Origin of the sequence: Xanthomonas sp. LF06-19, assembly GCF_034105425.1 — a bacterium.
Taxonomy (GTDB): domain Bacteria; phylum Pseudomonadota; class Gammaproteobacteria; order Xanthomonadales; family Xanthomonadaceae; genus Xanthomonas_A; species Xanthomonas_A sontii.
Map to the genome: position 1 here is coordinate 461,375 of NZ_JAXGGH010000001.1, position 16,752 is coordinate 478,126.

Here is a 16,752-nt window from a genome sequence, read left to right on the forward strand (position 1 = left end):
ATCCCGAATCCCCAATCCCGGCTTTTAGCGTCATCGTTCCTACATGCGCTGGACATGTTCGCTTCACTGCATTGCGCGAGGCTTAGTCAAACCGGAGCCCCCGCATGCGCTACGCGATCGTCACCGAGACGTATCCCCCTGAGGTCAACGGCGTCGCGCTGACCGTGCAGGGGCTGGAACTGGGGCTGCGCGCGCGCGGCCATACGGTCGACGTGGTGCGTCCGCGCCAGGCCGGCGACGCCGACCCGGCGGATCTGCGGCTGGTGCGCGGTGCGGCGCTGCCGCGCTACCCCGGATTGAAATTCGGCCTGCCCGCGCCGCGGCGCCTGACCAAGCTGTGGCAGGCGGCGCCGCCGGATGCGGTGTACATCGCCACCGAGGGCCCGCTGGGCTGGTCGGCGCTGCGCAGCGCGCGGCGCCTGGGCATTCCGATCGCCACCGGCTTCCACACCCGCTTCGACGAGTACCTGCCGCAGTACGGCGCGGCCTGGCTGCAGTCGACCGCGCTGCGCTGGATGCGGCGCTTCCACAACCAGGCCCAGGCGACCCTGGTGCCGACCCGCGAACTGCGCGACTTCCTCGCCACCCAGGGTTTCGAGCGGGTGCGCCTGCTGGCGCGCGCGGTGGACAGCAAGCAGTTCGAGCCGCAGCGCCGCGATCCGCAGTTGCGCGCGCAGTGGGGCCTGCAGGACGACGACTGCGCGGTGCTCTACGTGGGCCGCATCGCCTCGGAGAAGAACCTGCCGCTGGCGGTGCGCGCGTTCCGCCAGTTGCAGCAGCAGCGTCCGCGGGCGCGCTTCGTCTGGGTCGGCGACGGCCCGCTGCGCGAGCGTCTGGCGCAGGAGAATCCCGACTTCATTTTCTGCGGCATCCAGCGCGGCGACGCGCTGGCGCGGCATTTCGCCAGCGGCGACCTGTTCCTGTTCCCCAGCCGCAGCGAGACCTTCGGCAACGTGACCCTGGAAGCGATGGCCAGTGGCGTGGCCACCGTCGCCTTCGACTACGGCGCGGCACGCGAATACCTGCGCGACGGCATCAATGGTGCGGCGGTGGCCGACGACGAGGCCTTCATCGCCGCCGCGCTGCGCCTGGGCAGCGACGACGCGCTGCGCCAGCGTCTCGGCGAGGCGGCCTGCGCGTCGATGCAGCAACTGCGCCCGGAGCGCGTGGTGGCCGATTTCGATGCCCTGCTCAACCAACTGGCGGACACCCGGAGGACGCATGTCGACGCGGCTTGAGATCCTGCGCGGGCACGAGACCCGCTGGTGCCGGCGCGCCAACCACTGGTGCCGGCGGCGCTCGGTGCGACGCTTCTTCGCGGTGATCAGCCGCCTCGGCGACGGCGTGTTCTGGTACGCGCTGATGACCCTGCTGGTGCTGTGCGACGGCATGGACGGCGTGTTCGCCTCCGCGCACATGGCCGCCACCGGCGTGGTCGCGCTGAGCCTGTACAAGGGTCTGAAGCGCTGGACCCGCCGCCCGCGTCCATACGCCGCCGATATGCGCATCCGCGCCTGGGTGGCGCCGCTGGACGAGTTCAGCTTCCCCTCCGGCCACACCCTGCACGCGGTGTCCTTCGGCATCGTCGCCCTGGCCTACTACCCCTGGCTGGCGCCCCTGCTGGTGCCCTTCATCGCCTGCGTGGCGCTGTCGCGGGTGGTGCTGGGCCTGCACTACCCCAGCGACGTGCTCGCCGCCACCGGCATCGGCACGTTGTTGGCGGGCGTGTCGTTGTGGTTGATATAAGGCCGGGAATGGGGAACCGGGAATAGGGAATGGAAACAGCCGGCGCCGTCCGGCTCCATGCTCTCTCCTCACTCCTGGCTCCGGACAAGGTCGCAGCTGAAGCCGCTCCTACGAGAGCGCAACATCGCCTGCGTTAGCGCACCCTCCGAATCCCTAATTCCCGTTCCGAATCCCAATCCCGGCCCTTCGAAAGCGTAGCAACGCCTGCGCTCGCGAACACTCACCATTCCCCAATCCCGATTCCCCACTCCCGGCCTTACAATGGCCGAATGACCACGCTGTTCATCTCCGACCTGCATCTGGACCCGGCACGGCCGGCGATCACCGCGCTGTTTCTCGACTTCCTGCGCGGGCAGGCGCGGCAGGCCGAGGCGTTGTACATCCTCGGCGACCTGTTCGAGGCCTGGATCGGCGACGACACGCCGTCCGAGGCGGCCGATGCGGTGGCGGTGGAGCTGCACGCGCTGCACGAGGCCGGGGTGCCGGTGTTCTTCATGCACGGCAACCGCGATTTCCTGCTCGGCGCCGACTACGCGCGGCGTGCGGGCCTGCGCCTGCTGCCCGATCCCTGCGTGATCGATCTGTACGGCGAGCCGACCCTACTGCTGCACGGCGACCTGCTGTGCACCGACGACACCGCCTACCAGGCGTTCCGCGCGCAGACCCGCGACCCGGCCTTCCAGCAGCAGTTCCTGGCGCAGCCGCTGGCCGCGCGCATCGCCTACGCGCAACAGGCGCGCGCCGCCAGCCAGGCGCGCCAGGCCGAGTTGAAACAGGACGACAGCGCGCAGTTCGAAACCGTCACCGACGTGGCCCCGGCCGAAGTCGCCGCCACCTTCGCCCGCTACGGCGTGGCGCGGATGATCCATGGCCACACTCACCGGCCAGCGGTGCATGCGCTGGACGTGGAGGGCCGCGCCTGCACCCGCATCGTACTCGGCGACTGGTACGAACAGGGCTCAGTGCTGGGCGTGGATGCGCAGGGCTGCCAACTGCAACAGCTCTAGCGCCCGCGTTCGGCGCGGCCGCGCGCAGCCCGGCGATGCGCACCCGGCACTTCGCGGCAACGCATTTCCCTGCGACCGCGGCGCGGCTGCAGGACGGCGCCGAATAGCGCTTCCGCCCCGGATTCCGCAGGGCCGTCGATGACGACGACCCAGTGCACCGGGTCGTCTCCGCCCACCTCATGGCAATCCGCAATCAGGCCTGACAATCCGGGCCGCGACGTCGACACCGCTCACATCCAGGCCACCGTCCTCCACCCGCGTTTCCTGGCCGCGCAGCGCCGCGACCACGCGCGCGGCGCGGTGCGAAAATCCGCCTGTCAGGGCAAGCCGCCACCGGCTTGCTGCTGCCGCCATTGCGCGTATTCGACGAAATCGCCGTCGACCACGTCGTACCACTGGATCGCACCGGAGCGCTCGACACGGAAGCGGTCGCGGACCGGCTCGGTCTGCGGGTCGCCCGGGCAGCCGTCGCCGTGCTTCTCGCGTACGGCGATCTCGATCGCCGCCGGCGCGGCGGCCTCGGGTGCGGCCGCCGCAGACGCTGCCGGGGAGGCGGCGTCCTCGCCGTCCTCGACAACGTAGCCCAGGCACTGCAGATCGGGATAGGCATGATCGGCCGACAGGCGCGCCTGCAACACGTCCATCGCGCGGTTCCCGTCGAAGGTGTCGGCCGGTGCGGCCGGCGGGGTCGCCCGTGGCGCCTCGGTCTTGGCGGTCGGCGACGGCGTATCGGTCTGCCGATCGGGGGCGGGGCCGCAGCCCGCGCTCAGCATCGCCAGCAGCAGCGCGGCCGGCAGTCGCATGCGCTTGAACATCGTCGTTCCCAGGAAGTCGGTCGCCACCGGCCGTGCCGGCGCCGCTTCCCAGCATAGCCGAAGCGGGCGCCGCCGCGCCCGCTCCGGCCGTCTTCGCCGCACGTGGCGCAGGCAGGCAGCCTGCGCCACGCGCGCGCCGGCTCAGCGGAACCCGGCCACCGTCGCCTTGGTGTTGACCAGCACGCGCTGGTTGTCGGCGGTGCTGGCATTGCCCATCGGCACGCCGTTGTAGGACACGTTCGGGTTGGACCAGTAGTTCAGCCGCGGGCAGCTGCTGGTGCAGTTGTAGGCCATGATCGTGCGCCAGCTGTTGCCGTAGCGATAGCCGTGGCCATAGGCGTACGGCGAGGTGCTGGAGTCGGTGGCCACGTCGTGGCGCGCGCTCTGCAGGTGGCCGATCTCGTGGGCGAAGCTGTAGTAGCCGGTGGCGCAATCCCAGTACACCGCCGCGAACGCGGTGGCGGCGGTGGAACCGATGCCCGAGGCGAGGCCGCAATAGGCGGAGTTGTCGATGATCAGCACGCCGACGTCGGCCGCGGTGCTGTTGCGCGAGGTATGGATGCTGTCCATGTAGCCGTCGCTGGTGCCGCGGAAACGGGTCAGGTCGGTGTTGAAGTCGCCCGACTCGGTGTAGTTGGTGGTCTCGTAGCCGGCCAGCTGCATGGTGATGCCGACGTTGCTGTTGGTGTAGCCCTGGTTGGACTCGGCCACCGCCAACTGCACCAGCGACTGCATGTTGCCGCCGTAGCTGGTCACCGCCTTGTTGGTCGCCACCACCAGCACACGGATGGTCGCGGGCGAACCCGACGAGGCACCGGCGGCGGTCACGCGTTCGTCGATCACCGACTGCGGCATCTGCACGGTCGGCAACAGCGCGTAGTCGGCCGGATGCTCGGCCGGCATGCGGCGTTCGTCGACTTCCACCAGCACATGGCCGCCACCGGCGACCGGACGCAGGTGGAACAGGGTGCCGTTGCTGCGGATGCTGCCGGTGATGGTGTCGCCGCTGCGCACCAGGATCGCCGAGTTCAGCGGATCCAGGCCGGACAGCGCACGGGTCCGCGCCACCGCGGCATTGCCGAGATTGCCGTACCAGATGCTGTTGCCGCCTTCCAATTGCTCGGTCTTCAATTGCGTGGCGGTGATGCGCTGGCCCAGCAGGTCCAGCTCGAGTTGCTTCTGTCCGGCGGTGACCGCGGCGGCGTTCACGCCGACCCGCTGCACCGCGCCGGTGGCGGGATTGGCCAGCAGGCGGCTCAGCGCCGGCTCGCCGGCGATGGATTTGGAGACGTACTGGCTGCTCTGGAACAGGGGCGTTCCGGCTGCGGAGGCGGAACCGGCGACACACAGGGCAAGCATCGCGGTAAGGCTGCACATCGACTTCATGTCGGACTCCTGGGTGGTGAGTAGGGACGAACGTCGCCCCGCGCGCGGCCGGAGACGGGGGAGGCCGCGCGGGGGAGTTCGATTAGCCGCTCAGCCACCGTTCAGCGCAAGCAACAAATGCAGCGGGGTCTCCGCTCGGAGATAGGCGTCACAGAACGCACGCAAGGGCGTTCATGCCGCCGCCTGCGCGTTGACGCGACCCGGGCGCCATGCCGCGGGAGGACGCCGCCTCAGCCGGCCTGCTGCTGCAGCGCCAGCAATTCGTCCTCGTCGAACCCGGCCAGCAGGCGCGCCTGCAGGTTGAACGGGCCGTGCAGGTAGCCGCCGGCGTACTCGCGCAGCAGCGCCGCGAAGCGGGCGCGCGGTTCGATCCCGGCCTGCGCGCAGTACCAGCGGTACCAGCGCGAGCCGGCGGCCACGTGCGCCACTTCCTCGCGCAGGATGATGTCCAGGATGTCGGCGGTGGCGTCGTCGCCGAGCGCGCGCAGCTTGGCGATCATGCCCGGGGTCACGTCCAGGCCGCGCGCCTCCAGCACGCGCGGCACCAGCGCCATCCGCGCCAGGCCGTCGTGGGCGGTCTTCTCGCACATCTCCCACAGGCCGTTGTGCGCGGCGAAATCGCCGTAGGCATGGCCCAGCGCGCGCAGGCGGTCGCGCAGCAGCACGAAATGGCGCGATTCGTCGTCCGCCACCGCCACCCAGTCGGCGTAGAACGCCGGCGGCAGGCCGCGGAAGCGGTAGACCGCGTCCCAGGCCAGGTCGATGGCGTTGAGTTCGATGTGGGCGATGGCGTGGATGAACGCCGCACGGCCCTCGGCACTGCCGAGGCCGCGCCGCGGCAGCTCGCGTGGATGCACCAGCAGCGGTCGCGGTGGCCGCCCCGGCATGCGGATCGGCTCGGGCGGCGGCGCCACGGCCGGCACCGCGAGCGCGCCGTCGCGCCAGGCCGCGGCATGGCGCTGGGTCAGCGCCACCTTCTCGTCGGGGTCGGCGGCGTCCAGGCAGGCGCGCGCGGCCTGGTACAGGTCGCCGTTCACGGCGCCACCGGCGGATGGGCTGCCGCCTGGCGCCGTTCCAGCCAGGTGCGCTGGGCCTGCTCGCAGCGGTTGCCGGGCACCTTGAACACGCAGTCCACGCGATGCGCGCAGGCCAGGGCGAAGGCGCTGCGGCGGTCGGCCGCGGGCGGTTCGGGGATGCTCGCCAGCGCTGCGCCCGACGGCCAGCCGGCGTCGACGCCGATGCCGGCGGCAAGCAGGCGCGCCGTGCCATCCCGGCAATCGACGGCATACCCCCACTGCGGCGCATCGGCGCGCACGTCGTCGGAGGAGCCCTGCGCACGCAGGCGCAGCAGCAGCAGGTCCTCGCCGATGCGCTGCGCGCCGGCGATCGCCAGCGGTGCGCGGTAGCCCGGCTGCAGCACCGCCAACTGGTCCGGGGCCATGTACAGCTGCAGCATGGTCAACTGCGCACTCGGCACGCTGCCGTCGCGCAGGCGCGGGTCGTCCAGCGCCTGCACCGGCCGCGTGGCGTCGTCAGCAGTGCAGCCGCCGCACAGCGCCGCCAGACCCGCCAGCGCGAGCATGCGCCGCGCCCGGGCGCGGCGGCGGGACTCAGGCACGGCGCTTGCGCTTGGCCTCGTCCGAGCGCAGCTGCATGATCCGCTCGAAATAGCCGGGTTCGATGCCGGTGGTGTACTGGCCGTTGAAGCACGAGGAGTCGAACGCCTTCAGTTCCGGGTTGCCCTCGCGCACCGCGGTCTCCAGGTCTTCCAGGTCCTGGTAGATCAGCCAGTCGCAGCCGAGGAATTCCTGGATCTCCTGCTCGCTGCGGCCGTGCGCGACCAGTTCGTCGGCGGCCGGCATGTCGATGCCGTAGATGTTGGGATAGCGCACCGGCGGCGCGGCGCTGGCCAGGTACACCTTGCGCGCGCCGGCGTCGCGCGCCATCTGCACGATCTGCCGGCTGGTGGTGCCGCGCACGATCGAGTCGTCGACCAGCAGCACCACGCGGTTGCGGAATTCCAGGTGGATCGGATTGAGCTTGCGGCGCACCGACTTCACCCGCTCGCCCTGCCCCGGCATGATGAAGGTGCGGCCGATGTAGCGGTTCTTGACGAAGCCCTCGCGGTACTTCACCCCGAGCACGTTGGAGATCTCCAGCGCGGCGTCGCGCGAGGTGTCCGGGATCGGGATGATGGTGTCGATGTCGTGGTCCGGGCGCAGGCGCAGGATCTTCTCGCCCAGCTTCATGCCCATGCGCATGCGCGCCTTGTGCACCGAGACGTTGTCGATCATCGAGTCCGGCCGCGCGAAGTACACGTACTCGAAGATGCACGGGGTGTGGTCGGTGGGCGAGGCGCAGACCTCGGAGAACAGCTCGCCGCGGCCGGTGATCACCAGCGCTTCGCCGGGGCGCACGTCGCGCACGCGGGTGAAGCCGAGGATGTCCAGCGCCGAGGACTCGGAGGCGACGATGTACTCGTCGCCCTCCACGCTCTCGCGCTTGCCCAGCACCAGCGGACGGATGCCGTGCGGGTCGCGGAACGCGACCAGGCCCAGTCCCAGCACCACGCTGACCACCGCGTAGCCGCCCTTGCAGCGGCGGTGCACGCCGGCCACGGCGCGGATCGCCGCCTCCGGGGTCAGCATGCGCTGCGCGTCGAGCTCGTAGGCGAACACGTTCAGCAGCACTTCACTGTCCGAATCGGTGTTGATGTTGCGGCGGTCGGCCTCGAACACCTGCTGGCGCAGGGCTTCGGTATTGACCAGGTTGCCGTTGTGGGCCAGCGCGATGCCGTACGGCGAATTCACGTAGAACGGCTGCGCCTCGTCCATGCCTTCCGAGCCGGCGGTCGGATAGCGGCAATGGGCGATGCCGACGCGGCCTTCCAGCACCGCCATGCGCTTCTCGTCGAAGACGTCGCGGACCAGCCCGTTGGCCTTCTGCACGCGCAGGCGGGTGCCGTCGGCGGTGGCGATGCCCGCCGCGTCCTGGCCGCGGTGCTGCAGCACGGCCAGGCCGTCATAGAGTTGCCCGGCCACGTTCTGGTTGCCGACGATTCCGACGATGCCACACATGTCAACGCTCTCCGCGGCGGGGATGCCGCTATTGGGAAGGTGGCCGTGCCTGGCCGTTGGGTTCGACCCGTGCCGGGTCGAATTGCGCCGGACGCGCCTGCGCCGGATCGATGTTCGCGGGCATCAGTTGCGACGGATCGCCCCCGGGCTGCGCGGACCGCACCCCGGGACGTCCCAGGGCCTTGGACATCATCTCCTGCAGCCCACTGGCCTGCAGGGCGTTGCCCAGCGCGGCATTATCGCCTGCCGCGGGCAAGTTGCCCAAATTCATCTGCGACACGTTCAGTTGCGGCATCTGCGACAGGTTCATCTGCGGCATCTGCGGCATGTGCCAGTCCGGTATCTGCGCGCGCATCCAGCCCACGCCCGGGTTGAGCACCGGCAGCACCATGGAATGCTGCCAGTCCGGCTCGCGGGTCAGCGGAGTGAAGCTCATCAGGAACGCCAGCACCGCGGCGAAGAAGCCGCCGCGCGCCGCACCCAGGCCGAAGCCGAGCGCGCGGTCGGTGCCCGACAGCGCGGTCGAGCGCACCGCAGTGCGGATCACCATGCCGGTGATGCCGACCACCGCCATCACCGTCACGAAGGTCAGCGCGTAGCCGCCCAGGTAGTAGCTCATGCTCGGCCGGGACCCGTTGGCCAGCCACTGCCCGGCATTGCCGCCGAACTGGAACGTGGCCCAGCCGGCCAGGAACCAGGACAGCGTGCCGACCACGATGCCGACGAACCCGCGCAGGGCCCCGAGCAGGGCCGAGACCAGGATCACCGTCAACAGCACCATGTCGATCATGCGCGCCTCCCGCGGCCGAGCCGCTGCATCGCGCCGATCGCGCGTCGCGCCTGCCTTCCCTGGACCATCGTGCTACTCCATGGGCCGCGGCCCGATCAAGGATGTGGACGTACCATACCGCTGATGCCGACCTTGGCTGCCACCTGGGCGCGCAACTGCTCGGCATCGGCGCGGTTGGCGACCGGGCCGACCCGCACCCGGTTCAGCGCGCCCTTGTCGGTGCGCACCTGCTCGACGAAGGCGCTGAAGCCGGCCGCGCGCACCTTGTCGCGCAGGGCATTGGCGTCCTCGGCCTTGCCGAACGCGCCCAGCTGCACGGCGAAGCCGGTGCCGGAAGCGGCAGGCGCGGCGGGCACGCTCGGCGCCGGCTTGGCCGCCGCCGTGGTGGCCGGGGTGGCCGGGGTGGCCACGGGCTTGGCGGGTTCGGGCTTGGTCGCAGCCGGCTTGACCGGCTCCGGCTTGGGCGCCGGCGGCGTCGCCGGCTTGGCGGTGGCGACCGGCTTGGCCGGCTCCGGCGGCAGCGCCTCGGTCCTGGCCGGGGCGGCGGGCGCGACGGCGGCGACGTTGCTGGCGGCAGCCGGCGTAGCGCTGGCCGGGGTGGCGTTGCTCGGCGCCGCATCCAGGGTCACCACCTGGGCGTTGACGTCGTTGCGGACCTTGACCGCCTGCAGGCGCACGGATTCGGCCTGGGCGCGATCGGCATACGGTCCGATCCGCACCCGCCAGGCCTGGCGCCCGCCGATCGTGGCCTGCTCGCGGAAGCCCGGCAGCTGCGCCTGCTTGAGCCGCGCGATCACCGCATCGGCATCGGCGGCGGTGGCATAGGCGCCGAAATTCACCGCGTAGTTGCCGGCGGCCGTGCTCGGCGGCAACGGTTGCGCGGCGCTGCCAGCGGCCGGATCGGCCAGGTCGGCGGCATCGGGGTTGTCCTTGACCGGCGCCGGCGCGGCGGCTGGCGCAGCGGCGGCGCCCGGCGCCTTGGCCATGCCCACCGCCCCGCCACTGGGTGCGTCGCCCGGGGTCACCAGCGGTAGCTCGCGGGTCTCGAACTGGCCGTCGGCCGGCGCGTCGGGCGCCTTCAGCGGCACATTGGCCACGCCGCTGTCGGGCGCAGGCCCCTTCACCAGCATCGGCAGGAAGATCACGGCGAGCGCTACCAGGACAAGGGCGCCAATCAATCGCTGTTTCAGGACGGTATCCACGGAAAGGCTGAGGGGGCGGCGTGGCGGAGTGCCGTGCCGATTATAAGGTGGGCCCGCGCGGAGGCGGGATCAGCCGGCTGAATGCAGCCAGTGCAAGGCCTCGGCGGCGGTATGGAACGAACCGAACACCAGCACCCGGTCGCCCGGATGCGCCTGCGCCAACGCCGATTGCAGCGCCTGCGCCACGCTCTCGGCGCCGCCGGCCTCGGCGGCGGCGGTCCCCGCCAGCCGCGTGCGCAACTGCGCAGCGCTCTGGCCGCGGTTGCCGGCCAGGCCGGCCAGGTGCCAGGCATCGACCTGCGCGGCCAGTGCCTCCACCACCCCGGCGGCGTCCTTGTCGGCCAGCGCCGCGAACACGGCGCAGGTGCGGCCGGCGACCGGCTGCGCCTGCAGCGCGGTGGCCAGTTCGCGGGCCGCCTGCGGGTTGTGGCCGACGTCGACCAGCACCTCCACCCCGTCGCGCACGCACGGCTGCAGGCGTCCGCGCAGGCGCGCGGCGCCGATGCCTTCGGCGTAGGCGTTGCGTGGCAGCGAGCGGCGCAGCGCGCGCAAGGCAGCGATGGCGGTGGCGGCGTTGGCGCGCTGCACCGGCGCGCGCAGCTGCGGCAACGGCAACTGCAGTTCGGTGCCGACGTCGCGCCAGCGCCAGCGGCCGGCGTCGATCGGCTCGTGGAAGAAGTCGCTGCCGGCGCGCAGCGCGTTGGCGCCGATCGCGTAGGCGCGGCGCAGCACACTGGAGGGCGGATCGATCTCGCCGAGCACCAGCGGTTTCCACGGCCGCGCGATGCCGGCCTTCTCCGCACCGATCGCTTCGCGGTCGGTGCCGAGCCAGTCGGTGTGGTCGATGTCCACGGTGGTGATGACCGCCACATCGGCATCGACCAGGTTCACCGCATCCAGGCGGCCGCCGAGGCCGACTTCCAGCACGGCCAGATCCAACTTGGCTTGCTGGAACAGCCACAACGCCGCCAGCGTGCCGTACTCGAAGTAGGTCAGCGCGGTGTCGCCGCGCGCGGCCTCCACTGCCGCGAAGGCGGTCACCAGATCGGCATCGCTGGCCTCTTCGCCGTCGATGCGCACGCGCTCGTTGTAGCGCAGCAGGTGCGGCGAGGTGTAGCTGCCCACCCGCCAGCCGGCGGCACGCGCGATGGCCTCGACGAAGGCGACGGTCGAGCCCTTGCCGTTGGTGCCGCCAACGGTGATGACGTGCTTGGCTGGCTTGGTCAGGTGCATGCGTGCGGCGACCGCGCGCACCCGTTCCAGGCCCATGGCGATGTCCTGGGGGTGCTGGCGCTCGATGTAGGCGAGCCATTCGGGGAGGGTGTTCATTTGTGTATTTCTAGCCTTTCAGGCAAGCGCGCTCGCTCGCCTTCGTCAGAAGCAACAGCTTTGGAGCGACAGCTTTCGCGCTGACGCGCGAGTCACTTTTCTTTGCTTGTGCAAAGAAAAGTAACCAAAAGAAAGCACACCCGGGCGCCGCGCCCTCCGCGCTGCGCGCTCCGGGTTCGCACTTGGCCTGGGCATTTTTCGACGGCACATCCATGTGCCGGCGAAAAACGGCGCGCTTCCTGCGCGCCGCCCCTTCGGGGTTTTCGCCCAGGCCAAGTGCCGCGGCTCACGGGATCCCGAAAAGCAAAGCAAAAGCACAGCAACGGCAACGGCAACGGCCAAGCGAACCGCATCGGAAGCGGGACAGATCAACTCGTCGACGAGACGACGCACGCTATACGCGCATCTTGTTCGTCCTACAGCGCCCGATGCTTCGCCTCGCCGAAGAACGGCGTGTGGTGCGCGCAATCGTTCAAGCGCACCACTTCCAGATGCTCCACATCCGGCCCTTCCAGCAGGTTCAGCGTGGTCGGCGCCTGGCGGAAACTCCACAGCCGCGCGATCGGCAGGCCCAGCACCCGGCACAGGATCACCCGGTTGACCGCATCGTGCGCCACCACCAGCAGCGTGTCGTGCTCGCCCAGGCCCTCGGCGGCGCGGGTCAGGCCGCGCCAGGAACGCTCCAGCACCTGCCGCAGCGACTCGCCACCCGGCATCAGCACCGTATCCGGTTCCTCGCGCCAGGCGCGCAGGCGTGCCGGGTCCTTCTCGTGGATCTCGCTGGCCAGCAGGCCTTCCCACTCGCCATGGGCGATCTCCTGCAGGTCCGGATCGGTCTGCAGCAACGCCTCGCGCTCAGGGCCCAGCGCGAAGCGCGCGGTGCGCTGCGCACGGGACAGCGGCGAGGCCACGGCGCGGGTCAGCGACACCTCGCGCAGGCGTGCGCCAAGCGCCTGCGCCTGGGCGTCGCCGACCGGCGACAGCGGGATGTCGATCTGGCCCTGGTAGCGGCCTTCGGCGTTCCACGGGGTTTCGCCATGGCGGGCGAGCAGAATGCGCATGCGCTGGATTCCTTGGGGGGAAGGGGCCGTCTCGCAAACGAAAACGGAGCGGCATGATACCCGCTCCGTCGCCGGAAACCCTGTGCTGCATCCCGCGTGCCCGCCGCCGCGTGCCGGGGCGGACATGCGGACGGCGGCCGTCGCCGCCGCCCGCCGGAACCCGGCTCACCTGGCCAGGTTCAACTCCTTCAACAGCCGCGGCGCCGGCATCACTTCCTGCATGATCCAGTGCAGGTAGCGCGAATCGACCGCAATCATGCGCGTCATCGCCGGATCGAACACCCAGTTCGAGCTCACCGACTCCCAGTTGCCGTCGAAGGCCAGGCCGACCAGCTTGCCGTGCGCGTCCATCACCGGCGAACCGGAATTGCCGCCGGTGATGTCCAGGTCGGACAGGAAGTTGACCGGCACCGTGCCCAGCCGCTTGTCCTCCAGCCCACCGTAGCGCTTGGCCTTGGCCGCCTCCAGCAGCGCCTTGGGCGAGTCGAACGGCTCCACGCCGGTGTCCTTGGCGACCACGCCTTCCAGCGTGGTGAACGGGGTGTAGGCCACGCCGTCCTTCGGCACGTAGCCCTTGACGTTGCCGAAGGTGATGCGCAGCGAGGAGTTGGCGTCCGGATACACGAACTCGCCCTGGCTCTTCTTGTAGTCGGCCACGGCCTGCAGGTAGCGCGGACGCGCCAGCAGTTCCTCGCCCTCACGCCGCTTCTCGTCCTGCTCGATCTGCAGCAGGGTCGGCATCAGTGCCACCGCATAGCGCAGCGCCGGGTCGTCGCTGGCCTCGAACGCGGCGCGGTCGGCATGCAGCCACTTCAGGCGCGCCTCGGTATTGCCCAGCTGGGTGCCGGCCAGACGCGTGGCGGCGGCCTGCGCGTCGGCACCGGCCAGCCACTGGTCCAGCGCCGGCAGGCGCTGCGCCTTCGGCAGCTTCAGGTACTGGTCGAACCAGTAGCGCTGCAACTGGCTGTCCATGGCGGCGACGTAGCGGCGCTCCATCTGCTTCATCGCGCCCTCGATCTCGGGCAGGTCGCGCTCCTGGTAGCCCGGCTCGCGTTCGGCGTCCGGCTTGGCGCGTTCGATCGACAGGCGATACAGGGACACCGCACTGCCGAGCACGCCGGTGCGGCGCATCTGCCGCAGCACCAGGTCGCGATCGCGGGTGGCCTTGGCCTGCTCGCCCAGCGCCAGCAGTTGCGCATGCGCCTGCAGGGCGGCCTTGCCCTCGCCGCCCTGGCGCTTGAGCCAGGCCAGCACCGCGTCTTCCTCGGCGTGCTTCTTGGCCGCCGCGTCGATGCGCTTGAAGCCCTCCAGCTGGCCCTCGTAATTCTTGGCGACGTTGTTCCAGCTGGCCATGGTCGCGGCGTACTTCACCTGGATGTCCGGGTTCTGTTTGCCGGCCTGCTCGACCAACGCGATCAGGTCGCGGTACTGGCGCGCGGCGATGGGGTAGCCCCAGCTCGCGGTGGCGTCGAACTCGGAGGCCAGCGCATAGCGGTTGGTGCGGCCCGGGTAGCCGGCGACCATGACGAAATCGCCGGCGCCCAGCGGCTGGTCGGCGAACTTCAGGAAGTGCTTGGGCTGGTACGGCACGTTGTCCTTGGCGTAGGCGGCCGGCTTGCCGTCCTTGCCGACGTAGGCGCGGTAGAACGAGAAGTCGCCGGTGTGGCGCGGCCACATCCAGTTGTCGACGTCGCCGCCGAACTTGCCGATGCCCGACGGCGGCGCGTAGGCCAGGCGCACGTCGCGGATTTCCAGGGTGCGGAACAGGCGGTAGGTGTTGCCGCCAGAGAAGCTGTACAGCTCGCAGCGGTAGCCGGCATCGGCTTCGCACGCGGCGACCTGGGCCTTGTCGAAATCCTCCAGCGCCTGCGTGCGCTTGAGCGCATCGTTGCCGGCGGCGGCCATCGCCGCCTTGGCCTGCGCGGTGACGTCGGTGATGCGGTCGAGCACGTAGATGCGCGCGTTCGGGCCCGCACTCAGTTCGGCGCCCTGGCTGGCGGCGCTGAAGCCGTCGCGGATCAGGTTCTTCTGCGGAGTGGAGTTGAGCTGGATCGCGCCGTAGGCGCAGTGGTGGTTGGTCACCACCAGGCCCTGCGGCGAGACGAAGCTGGCGGTGCAGCCGCCGAGCGAGACGACCGCGCCCATCGGGTCGCCGGTGAGATCGGACAGTTGTTGCGGCGACAGCTTCAGGCCGGCCTGCTGCAGCGGCCCGGCGATGTCCGGCAACTGCTGCGGGACCCACATGCCCTCGCCAGCGTGGGCGACGGAGGCGCCGGACAGGGCGGCCACGGCGGCGATGGCGACAGCCAACGAATTCGAACGCATCGAATAGCTTCCTTGATGACAGACGTTAGAGTGTAACGGCTGTCATCAAGCGGCCGGACCGTGACCAATGGCACCCTGACCGCGCCGCAACATGGCCGCGTCGGCCGGGCGCTTATACTGCGCGCCCTCTTCCCATCGAATCTGCACCGACATGGCGCAAACAATGAAGGCGCTGGTCAAGCGCGAGGCCGCCAAGGGCATCTGGCTGGAACAGGTGCCGGTGCCGGTGCCCGGCCCCAACGAGGTGCTGATCAAGCTGGAAAAGACCGCGATCTGCGGCACCGACCTGCACATCTACCTGTGGGACGAGTGGAGCCAGCGCACCATCAAGCCCGGCCTGACCATCGGCCACGAGTTCGTCGGCCGCATCGCCCAGCTCGGCTCGGCGGTCACCGGCTACGAGGTCGGGCAGCGCGTCTCGGCCGAAGGCCACATCGTCTGCGGCCACTGCCGCAACTGCCGCGGCGGGCGTCCGCACCTGTGCCCGAACACGGTCGGCATCGGCGTCAACGTCAACGGCGCCTTCGCCGAGTACATGGTGATGCCGGCCTCCAACCTGTGGCCGATCCCCGACCAGATCCCGTCCGAACTGGCCGCGTTCTTCGACCCCTACGGCAACGCCGCGCACTGCGCGCTGGAGTTCGACGTGATCGGCGAGGACGTGCTGATCACCGGCGCCGGCCCGATCGGCATCATCGCCGCGGGCATCTGCAAGCACATCGGCGCGCGCAACGTGGTGGTCACCGACGTCAACGATTTCCGCCTGAAGCTGGCCGCGGACATGGGCGCGACCCGCGTGGTCAACGTCGCCAACACCTCGCTCAAGGACGTGATGGCCGACCTGCACATGGAAGGCTTCGACGTGGGCCTGGAGATGAGCGGCAATCCGCGCGCGTTCAACGACATGCTCGACTGCATGTACCACGGCGGCAAGATCGCCATGCTCGGCATCATGCCGCGCGGCGCCGGCTGCGACTGGGACAAGATCATCTTCAAGGGCCTGACCGTGCAGGGCATCTACGGCCGCAAGATGTACGAGACCTGGTACAAGATGACCCAGTTGGTGCTGTCCGGCTTCCCGCTGGGCAAGGTGCTCACCCACCAGTTGACCATCGACGAATTCCAGAAGGGCTTCGACCTGATGGAAGAAGGCAAGGCCGGCAAGGTCGTGCTGAGCTGGTGATGCGCGCGCCGCGGCTACGCGGCGATGCGATGCCGAAAAAGACGAAGGGCGCCTCGCGGCGCCCTTCGTCGTTTCACGAGACGATGCGATCAGAACGCGATCGTGCCCGAGACCACCACGCGGTGACCGGCCAGGCGCTCGGTGAAGTTCGCCGCGCCCTTGTTGTCGGTGTCGTAGTAGCCCACGCTCAACGCCAGCGGGCCGACCATCTTGCCCACGCTGACGTTGTAGTCGGTGTAGTCCTGGTACGCGGTCAACGCGCTTTCGTAGGTGGTGCGGCCGACGTGCGCGCCGACGCTGAAGCCCTGCGGCAGCGACCAGTTCCCGTCCAGCGCGTAGTAGAAGCTGTCCCGGTCCAGGTTGTACACGTTGTCGGTGTAGGCCACGGTCAGGGTGTAGGTCTTGAGGAACTTGGTCTTGGTGATCAGTTCGTTGTAGTTCGACTTGCCGGCGCCCGGATAGCCGTAGCGGTTGACCATCACGTCGAAGTTCCAGTCCGGCGAGAAATCGACGTTGTAGCCGACGAAGCCGTCCACTTCCCAATCCGGATCGCCCGCGCCGAAATCGACGTTGGAACCCCAGGTGCCCACGTACAGGCCGAACGGCGAGGTGTAGGTGAGGCCGGCCTGGAACGCCGGGCCCTTGTCGGTCTGGGAGACGCCACGGAACACGTAGTCGCTGACCACGCCATAGGAGCCGGTGATCGGCGAGGTGGGCTCGTCCTGGGCCAGGACGGTGAGCGGCGAAGCGGCCAGTGCGACGGCCAGGGCGAGAGTGGTCTTGTTCACCGGTCATTCTCCTAGGGTTGACGAGGGAGGGGTGCAGCGACGA

The 16,752-nt window shown here is 70.0% G+C and carries 15 protein-coding genes; 4 read left to right on the forward strand and 11 right to left on the reverse strand.

Features of this window, described 5'->3' with window-relative positions; all coding sequences use genetic code 11:
* The first annotated feature begins 104 nt into the window (after positions 1–104).
* The 3 genes from SLW55_RS02050 (at position 105) to lpxH (ending at position 2,753) form a co-directional block, all read left to right on the forward strand.
* A complete protein-coding gene (locus SLW55_RS02050) occupies positions 105–1,238 on the forward strand; it encodes a glycosyltransferase family 1 protein (RefSeq protein ID WP_017907842.1) in 1,134 nt (377 codons plus the stop codon).
* On the forward strand, positions 1,222–1,746 hold the full coding sequence (locus tag SLW55_RS02055) for a phosphatase PAP2 family protein (protein ID WP_152180698.1): 525 nt from the start codon (positions 1,222–1,224) through the stop codon (positions 1,744–1,746). Before SLW55_RS02050 ends, SLW55_RS02055 begins: the two co-directional genes overlap by 17 nt.
* A gap of 269 nt (positions 1,747–2,015) precedes the next feature.
* Entirely contained in the window at positions 2,016–2,753 is a 738-nt protein-coding gene (gene lpxH / locus SLW55_RS02060; protein WP_295943130.1) for a UDP-2,3-diacylglucosamine diphosphatase, read from the forward strand.
* A gap of 317 nt (positions 2,754–3,070) precedes the next feature.
* Here lpxH and SLW55_RS02065 read toward each other — a convergent pair whose 3' ends face one another.
* The 10 genes from SLW55_RS02065 to SLW55_RS02110 all read right to left on the reverse strand — a co-directional run bounded on the left by SLW55_RS02065 (position 3,071) and on the right by SLW55_RS02110 (position 14,738).
* Complete coding sequence (locus SLW55_RS02065; protein ID WP_295966212.1) at positions 3,071–3,568, reverse strand: hypothetical protein; 498 nt, start codon at positions 3,566–3,568, stop codon at positions 3,071–3,073.
* 141 nt (positions 3,569–3,709) lie between these two features.
* On the reverse strand, positions 3,710–4,954 hold the full coding sequence (locus SLW55_RS02070; protein ID WP_267118205.1) for a zinc-dependent metalloprotease: 1,245 nt from the start codon (positions 4,952–4,954) through the stop codon (positions 3,710–3,712).
* Positions 4,955–5,184: 230 nt separating this feature from the next.
* Complete coding sequence (locus SLW55_RS02075; protein ID WP_320744638.1) at positions 5,185–6,036, reverse strand: ferritin-like domain-containing protein; 852 nt, start codon at positions 6,034–6,036, stop codon at positions 5,185–5,187.
* Positions 5,988–6,536: a hypothetical protein gene (locus SLW55_RS02080; RefSeq protein ID WP_295958962.1), complete on the reverse strand. Its 549-nt coding sequence runs from the start codon at positions 6,534–6,536 to the stop codon at positions 5,988–5,990. The genes SLW55_RS02075 and SLW55_RS02080 overlap by 49 nt, the downstream gene beginning before the upstream one ends.
* Before the next feature lie 28 nt (positions 6,537–6,564).
* Positions 6,565–8,031 (reverse strand): amidophosphoribosyltransferase, encoded by a 1,467-nt coding sequence (gene purF, locus SLW55_RS02085; protein ID WP_017913998.1) that lies wholly within the window; start codon positions 8,029–8,031, stop codon positions 6,565–6,567.
* A 28-nt stretch (positions 8,032–8,059) separates the two neighbouring features.
* The gene (locus SLW55_RS02090) at positions 8,060–8,821 is read right to left on the reverse strand and encodes a CvpA family protein (protein ID WP_017915234.1); all 762 of its coding nucleotides are present in this window, start codon (positions 8,819–8,821) and stop codon (positions 8,060–8,062) included.
* Between the two features lie 95 nt (positions 8,822–8,916).
* Positions 8,917–10,023, reverse strand: coding sequence for an SPOR domain-containing protein (locus tag SLW55_RS02095; RefSeq protein WP_320744446.1), 1,107 nt, complete (start codon positions 10,021–10,023; stop codon positions 8,917–8,919).
* Positions 10,024–10,092: 69 nt separating this feature from the next.
* Positions 10,093–11,352: a bifunctional tetrahydrofolate synthase/dihydrofolate synthase gene (folC, locus tag SLW55_RS02100; RefSeq protein ID WP_320694350.1), complete on the reverse strand. Its 1,260-nt coding sequence runs from the start codon at positions 11,350–11,352 to the stop codon at positions 10,093–10,095.
* Between the two features lie 416 nt (positions 11,353–11,768).
* Positions 11,769–12,413 (reverse strand): histidine phosphatase family protein, encoded by a 645-nt coding sequence (locus tag SLW55_RS02105; RefSeq protein ID WP_152236555.1) that lies wholly within the window; start codon positions 12,411–12,413, stop codon positions 11,769–11,771.
* Positions 12,414–12,578: 165 nt separating this feature from the next.
* Complete coding sequence (locus SLW55_RS02110; protein WP_320694351.1) at positions 12,579–14,738, reverse strand: S46 family peptidase; 2,160 nt, start codon at positions 14,736–14,738, stop codon at positions 12,579–12,581.
* 151 nt (positions 14,739–14,889) lie between these two features.
* Here SLW55_RS02110 and tdh point away from each other — a divergent pair, with 151 nt between their 5' ends.
* On the forward strand, positions 14,890–15,921 hold the full coding sequence (gene tdh / locus SLW55_RS02115) for an L-threonine 3-dehydrogenase (protein WP_026144006.1): 1,032 nt from the start codon (positions 14,890–14,892) through the stop codon (positions 15,919–15,921).
* A gap of 89 nt (positions 15,922–16,010) precedes the next feature.
* Here tdh and SLW55_RS02120 read toward each other — a convergent pair whose 3' ends face one another.
* Complete coding sequence (locus tag SLW55_RS02120) at positions 16,011–16,709, reverse strand: TorF family putative porin (protein ID WP_152244630.1); 699 nt, start codon at positions 16,707–16,709, stop codon at positions 16,011–16,013.
* Positions 16,710–16,752: the final 43 nt, after the last annotated feature.

Bases quoted from the DNA above. Each gene is read 5' to 3' on its own strand.
- SLW55_RS02050 (WP_017907842.1), top strand. From the start codon at position 105: ATGCGCTACGCGATCGTCACCGAGACGTATCCCCCTGAGGTCAACGGC.
- SLW55_RS02055 (WP_152180698.1), top strand. From the start codon at position 1,222: ATGTCGACGCGGCTTGAGATCCTGCGCGGGCACGAGACCCGCTGGTGC.
- lpxH (WP_295943130.1), top strand. From the start codon at position 2,016: ATGACCACGCTGTTCATCTCCGACCTGCATCTGGACCCGGCACGGCCG.
- SLW55_RS02065 (WP_295966212.1), bottom strand. From the start codon at position 3,568: ATGTTCAAGCGCATGCGACTGCCGGCCGCGCTGCTGCTGGCGATGCTG.
- SLW55_RS02070 (WP_267118205.1), bottom strand. From the start codon at position 4,954: ATGAAGTCGATGTGCAGCCTTACCGCGATGCTTGCCCTGTGTGTCGCC.
- SLW55_RS02080 (WP_295958962.1), bottom strand. From the start codon at position 6,536: ATGCTCGCGCTGGCGGGTCTGGCGGCGCTGTGCGGCGGCTGCACTGCT.
- purF (WP_017913998.1), bottom strand. From the start codon at position 8,031: ATGTGTGGCATCGTCGGAATCGTCGGCAACCAGAACGTGGCCGGGCAA.
- SLW55_RS02090 (WP_017915234.1), bottom strand. From the start codon at position 8,821: ATGATCGACATGGTGCTGTTGACGGTGATCCTGGTCTCGGCCCTGCTC.
- folC (WP_320694350.1), bottom strand. From the start codon at position 11,352: ATGAACACCCTCCCCGAATGGCTCGCCTACATCGAGCGCCAGCACCCC.
- SLW55_RS02105 (WP_152236555.1), bottom strand. From the start codon at position 12,413: ATGCGCATTCTGCTCGCCCGCCATGGCGAAACCCCGTGGAACGCCGAA.
- SLW55_RS02110 (WP_320694351.1), bottom strand. From the start codon at position 14,738: ATGCGTTCGAATTCGTTGGCTGTCGCCATCGCCGCCGTGGCCGCCCTG.
- tdh (WP_026144006.1), top strand. From the start codon at position 14,890: ATGGCGCAAACAATGAAGGCGCTGGTCAAGCGCGAGGCCGCCAAGGGC.